The organism is Microvirga sp. P4_A5, from assembly GCF_056402495.1.
The window spans coordinates 1-5,568 of sequence record NZ_JBFUHH010000157.1 but is presented as its reverse complement, the minus strand read 5'-3'; the positions used below and the strand labels follow the sequence as shown (position 1 = coordinate 5,568).

Annotated in this window: 5 protein-coding genes and 1 pseudogene; 2 read left to right on the top strand and 4 right to left on the bottom strand. The window is 56.0% G+C overall.

Features of this window, described 5'->3' with window-relative positions; all coding sequences use genetic code 11:
- A partial coding sequence (locus tag AC1DVM_RS22310) for a cupin domain-containing protein (RefSeq protein WP_477258192.1) occupies positions 1-281 on the top strand: 281 nt, incomplete at its 5' end.
- A 135-nt stretch (positions 282-416) separates the two neighbouring features.
- Positions 417-638 (top strand): annotated as a pseudogene (locus tag AC1DVM_RS22305) (transposase domain-containing protein); the annotation flags it as partial.
- A gap of 469 nt (positions 639-1,107) precedes the next feature.
- Here AC1DVM_RS22305 and AC1DVM_RS22300 read toward each other — a convergent pair.
- The 4 genes from AC1DVM_RS22300 to AC1DVM_RS22285 all read right to left on the bottom strand — a co-directional run bounded on the left by AC1DVM_RS22300 (position 1,108) and on the right by AC1DVM_RS22285 (position 5,527).
- Positions 1,108-2,223 carry an acyltransferase family protein gene (locus AC1DVM_RS22300; protein ID WP_477258190.1) on the bottom strand — a complete coding sequence of 372 codons (1,116 nt, stop codon included), beginning with the start codon at positions 2,221-2,223 and terminating at the stop codon, positions 1,108-1,110.
- A 216-nt stretch (positions 2,224-2,439) separates the two neighbouring features.
- A complete protein-coding gene (locus tag AC1DVM_RS22295) occupies positions 2,440-2,733 on the bottom strand; it encodes a hypothetical protein (protein ID WP_477258188.1) in 294 nt (97 codons plus the stop codon).
- Between the two features lie 576 nt (positions 2,734-3,309).
- Complete coding sequence (gene gmd / locus AC1DVM_RS22290) at positions 3,310-4,410, bottom strand: GDP-mannose 4,6-dehydratase (protein ID WP_477258186.1); 1,101 nt, start codon at positions 4,408-4,410, stop codon at positions 3,310-3,312.
- A gap of 343 nt (positions 4,411-4,753) precedes the next feature.
- A complete protein-coding gene (locus AC1DVM_RS22285; RefSeq protein WP_477258184.1) occupies positions 4,754-5,527 on the bottom strand; it encodes a sugar transferase in 774 nt (257 codons plus the stop codon).
- Between the last annotated feature and the right edge of the window lie 41 nt (positions 5,528-5,568).

Sequence of the window (5,568 nt, the reverse complement as noted above, 5' to 3'; positions counted from 1 at the left end):
TCCAAGTCAAGCGGATCTTCGTCAAACCCGGCGGCCGGCTGTCGCTCCAAAAGCATCATCATCGGGCTGAGCATTGGATTATCGTCAAAGGGACCGCTGAAGTGACGGTTGACGCGAAAGTCCTTGTTCTCCACGAGAACGAGGCGGCCCAGATCCCCATCGGCGCAGTACACCGCCTCGTCAATCCGGGTCTGATCCCACTCGAGATCATCGAGGTGCAGGTGGGCAGCTACACGGGTGAGGACGATATTGTGCGACTCGAGGATTCGTATGGCCGCTAACGCATCCAATCTGATACTGGCGACCCGGCATGGTTGGATCGGGCGAGGCCTATACCGTAAAAACTGGTTGGGCTGATGCATCGTAAGCCCCCGCCGAGGGCCGCCTTGCAGGCCCGAACGGGCGCTCCGTGCTTCGCGCTGGGGCGGAAGTCATGGCTCTTCGCCGGTTCCGAACGGGGAGCCGATCGAGCGGCAGCGATGACCACGTTGATCATGACAGCGAAACTCAACGACGTTGATCCACTGGTTTGGCTGTCCGATGTGCTCGCCCGCATTGCCAGCATTCCACAGAGCAGGTTGTCGGACCTGCTGCCATGGGAGTGGAAGGTCTCGAACCGGCAAGTTGCGGCTGCATAGATGGCAGCGATGTCGCATGTCTCCGCGAGATTATTGAGGACCAAATCGACGAAGCAGATCCCAAGCCTCCTCCCTCCTAATGCTTAATCCTGCGGCCCTCACCGGGTGCTTACATTGAGCCCGTCGTTCCACAGTACGGTGCCGCGTTCGTTCTGACGCGGATAGTGGTTAGGAAGTTCCGCTTTGGGGAATTCACGGGCGGCACCGAGCCTGCTATGCGAGGCGGCTAAATCCGCGCGGCAGACGAGTCGAGCCAGTGACACGCTCGGCGAGTTCGAGAACAGCGCCATCTCCCGTCTGCACCCGCCGCAGATAAGCGCCGCTACCGGAGCGACGACAATCAGTCTGGAGCCTGCGCGGAGACGCTGCGATATGTGGCTATCTGCGACGCTAAGGAAATTGATGCGGCGATCCTGGCGCTTGCCTGCTGGGGCATYGCCATTCGCCGCACTGGGTATACATTGGTGCCTTATCCGGAGTGACCAGTTTGAATGGTTGCAAGCTGTGCTTTGTGGCGGTTTAGCCGTTTAACTAGTGGGCGTTCTATGAATTTATAGGCGAGCAGGCCGCCGGATGTCCCAGTCAAGATCATCAAAGCCGCCCAAACATGGCCATTGCTTAGCGACATTCCCACCAAGGCCGGCGTGAAGATGAAAAGGGAATGAAATAGGTAGATCGAATAGGAAGCGTCCCCAAGAAACCGTACAGACCGCCAATTGTCTTTGATGATAGGCTCAAGCAAAAGCGCTCCAGCTACAATCATAATCGATGGCCCACCTTGCGCAATAAAGCGAGGAAGCGAGGGGAGCTTCAGGGCGGCGTAGACGCCAAAAGCGATCCCAAGCCCAATCAAGATTGCTGCTACAGGTGCGGTCTTTTTTTCCCACCATTTGAGCGACAACGCCAAAAACATGCCAGCAACGAACTCTAGCAACAATGGACTGGTCAAACGGAATGCTGATGGGCTTGCCTGGCCAATGAGCGGACGAAGGCTGATTAGCAGGATAAAAAGACCGAGAATTAAAAGGGCCCTACGCCAAGGAGCAATTGCGATCACAAGGGCGAATACAGCGTAGAAAAATAGCTCATAACTGAGCGTCCAACCGGCTGTAAGGAAGGGCGCTATTACCCCTGATTGATTGACATAGGGAATGAAGAGATAGGCCTGGAGTATATGTGTTGCAGGAGGGAAGGCGATCTCTCGGGATACAGTTCCGATGATCAGTGTAACCAGGAGGGCGATCCAATACAGGGGCACAATCCGCTTCAAGCGAGCGCTGAGAAACTGCCACGCCGATAATGTTCGCCCCGATGTGGCAATGATCATCACGAAGCCGCTGATGATAAAAAAAATATCCACTCCCGCATCAAGGAATGAACCGTCTGCATCTCCCCGATCGGCTGCTAGGCCGGCCGAAATTGCAGCGTGATAGGCAACGACCATCATCGCAGCGATTCCGCGCATGGCCTGAATAGACCTAAATTCGAACTTCAACTGAAAAGCCCCCAATTCAGGGCAGAAATTTAGCATGGAATGTTGCCTTTCGCTAAACCGCCCCACGAGCGCCACCACTACGATTGCCACCGCGAGCACCAGCGCGCCGGCGCCGCTGCCGGGCTGAGACGTCGCGGGCGCTCATGGCATGCCCGCTAGAGCCTTGAGGTCGAGCGCAAGGGGCGCGAGGTAAAACACCCACGCACAACATCAACAGACGGGCAAGGTCGCCCTTTAACAGGGCATCGACACCGGGGCCATCTGGCGCGGCGCGAGCGTAATTCTTCTCGATTATCGATCAATTGTCTACATCGCCTCGTCCCGGCGATCCGTGTCCGTGAGCAGGCTTTCCAGTTTCAGGACCTTGCGCCGATAGATTGCGGCCAGCTTCGGATGCGCCGGCACTTTCTGCACCACCGGCGCCGGCCCGTGCAGTGCCGTCAGGCTCGCCTTCTCGGCTTCCAGCTCAGCAAGACGGGCCTTAATCGCCGGCAGGTAGAGGCCATCTTCGATCGCCCGCGTGATGCCGGCGATCCTGCGCTCAACGGCCGTGAGCTTGCCCGCCGCCTCTGGATGTTGGTTGTCAGCTTCTGCGACCAAGCGGTTATATAGGCGCCAGTAAACTTGGCGGCGAGTTCGGGCGTCAGGAAGTTCAGGTTGATGGCAAAGAGGATGCGGCGCTCGATCTCCTCCGGGATATCGTGCGCTCGTTGCGGCAAACCGCCTTGGCTCACCGACCGGAGCACGAATAGGTGTCTCGTCACGACACTGCCGTTGCCCCACACAGCAGCCACAAATCAAAAGTCCGGAGATCAGGGTAGCGTCGGCGATGGCTGCGGTTGAGATGTGACCTTTCTCATCTCGCTACATGGCGGAGATAACGGCCTCCTGGCAGTGTTTGACGGAGAGCCAGCGCTCATTCCGGCTGTGTTAACAGCAAGCCTTATCTGCTGTTGCCGCAAGGCAGCGTGACACAGAGGCCCCCTCCCCTTTGCCAAGCCGCCGGCAGCGCAACATCCATGAGTGACGGCATCTCAACAATGGACGGCACGGCGCGTGGCGTGACCAACCGAAACTTCCTATCTCCGCAGGATTTCAGAAATGCCGGGTTGATGGCTAGCTCGGACGGGAAATGAATGACTCTGCCGCTTTCGAGACCGCTCCCGCTATTCTCTACTATCCAAAACCCTGGTAACGGATCGAAGCCGCTTCCGTGCTGCCGCGGTTGGAGCGGGTCTGGCGGAACAGGTCGAGGTCGGCCTGCACCATCTCTTTGACGAGCTCGGCGAATGTGGTTTTGTGTTCCCAACCCAGTTTGGCCTTGGCTTTTGCGGGGTTACCCAAAAGCAATTCGACCTCTGTCGGTCTAAAATAGCGGGGATCAACTTCCACGATTGTGTCACCGGTTTTCTCGTCGAACCCGACTTCCGCTTCATTTTCACCGCGCCATGCAATTGTCCGGCCCACATGGGCGAACGCACGCTCGATAAACTCGCGCACAGAATGCGCCTCACCCGTGGCCAGAACGTAATCATCCGGCTCATCTTGTTGAAGGATCCGCCACATACCCTCCACATACTCCCGGGCATGGCCCCAATCGCGTTTCGCGTCGAGGTTTCCGACGTAGAGCTTGTCTTGAAGCCCGAGTTCGATCGCAGCCACCGCGCGGCTAATTTTGCGGGTCACGAAAGTCTCGCCGCGAGTCGGGCTCTCGTGGTTGAAAAGGATGCCGTTCGAAGCGTGCATGCCATAGGCTTCACGGTAGTTGATCGTGATCCAGTATCCATACAATTTCGCTGCCGCGTAGGGGCTCCGAGGGTAGAAGGGTGTCGTCTCATCTTGGGGCACCGCTTGCACCTTGCCGTAGAGCTCAGAAGTTGATGCCTGATAGAAGCGCGCTTTCTCTTGCAATCCAAGGATACGGATCGCCTCCAGCATCCGAAGGGTACCAGTAGCGTCGGCGTTCGATGTATACTCCGGCGTTTCGAAACTGACTTGCACATGGCTTTGGGCTGCAAGGTTATAGATTTCAGTAGGCTGCACTTCTGCCACTATGCGAATGAGGTTGGTCGAATCCGTCATGTCCCCGTAATGGAGCCGGAAACTCACGTCCCGCTCATGGACATCCTGATAAAGGTGGTCGATCCGGCCGGTGTTGAAGGAGGATGACCGCCGTTTCACGCCATGTACGATGTACCCTTTGCTTAGTAGGAGTTCCGATAGGTAGCCGCCGTCTTGGCCGGTTACACCCGTAATCAACGCAACTTTGTGTGACATCTCTGTACTCGTAAAAATATGTTTTTCTGACACCGGTAAATTTTTTCTCGATTTTCTGCCGTCGCGCGGTCTTTCAGCCTGCCTGATTTTTCTGGATCACACGCCGTCGTAAAATCCCGCTGTAAGCTCGCATCGCTTCCCTCTGCCCAAAGACAGGGAACCTGAATTGAGCCAGGCTCTAATCCTCGGCAAATGGGCGTTGGACAGAAATACACTGGTTGGTTGCACCACTACGAGGCGCCTTCATTGAGCGACGCAACCAAATCTCTGGATCTTAGAAATTCGAGACTGTCGTAGTATCGGAAACGGAACCGACATTTTGTGGGTGAACCTAGATGCATCATCAAAATCCGTGTCCACGAAACAATTCCCGTTGGGCCGTCTTGATGATGATCCAAATATCGAATGAGAAGGACCAGCGCTGGATGTACTCAAGGTCATAGGTGATCCTAGCCGTTGCCACAACCGGATCGTCGGTGCTGCCTCGCAATCCGTTGACCTGCGCGAGGCCCGTGACCCCAGGCAACACGCGCAAGCGTTCAAAATACTCCGGCACTAATTTCTCGTAGGGAATTCCCCCACCAAGCATTCCCGGAACATGCGGACGAGGACCCACAAGGGACATTTCACCATTCAATACATTGAGGAGTTGTGGAAGTTCATCCAAGCTCGATTTGCGCAAAAAGCATCCGATAGGCGTCACACGCTTGTCGTGCTGTGTGACCTGCTTTACGCCGCTTGGGTCGCAGGCGGAGACGTACATCGTACGAAACTTAAAGATCTCAAACTTTCGTCCATTCAGGCCGTATCGCTGCTGGCGAAAAATTGCCGGTCCCGACGAGGTCACCTTGATAGCCAATATGATGAGTAGCAGAACGGGTGCCAGCAATATGAGCAGGAGAAGTGAGAGCATTACATCGAGCGCGCGCTTCATCGCAAATTCGCCCCGTCGCTGCTTGCAATAGGCAGGACGAACAGTTGAAGAGCCTGCCAAGCGAGAAGACATTCCCTTGGAAAATTCCTTAGGGCTATGATTAGACGCTTCGCACGGACACCAGCGCGCGCTTTCTGGATACTGGGGATAGAACGGCATCTTTGAAGTGTCGTTAGATTTCATGAATGGTTCCGTGCGAGTTCAGCATCCCGCGAGTTGCAGAG

What these genes read in the sequence shown, in the direction of transcription:
- gmd (WP_477258186.1), bottom strand. Translation starts at nt 4,410, where the DNA reads ATGTCACACAAAGTTGCGTTGATTACGGGTGTAACCGGCCAAGACGGC.
- AC1DVM_RS22285 (WP_477258184.1), bottom strand. Translation starts at nt 5,527, where the DNA reads ATGAAATCTAACGACACTTCAAAGATGCCGTTCTATCCCCAGTATCCA.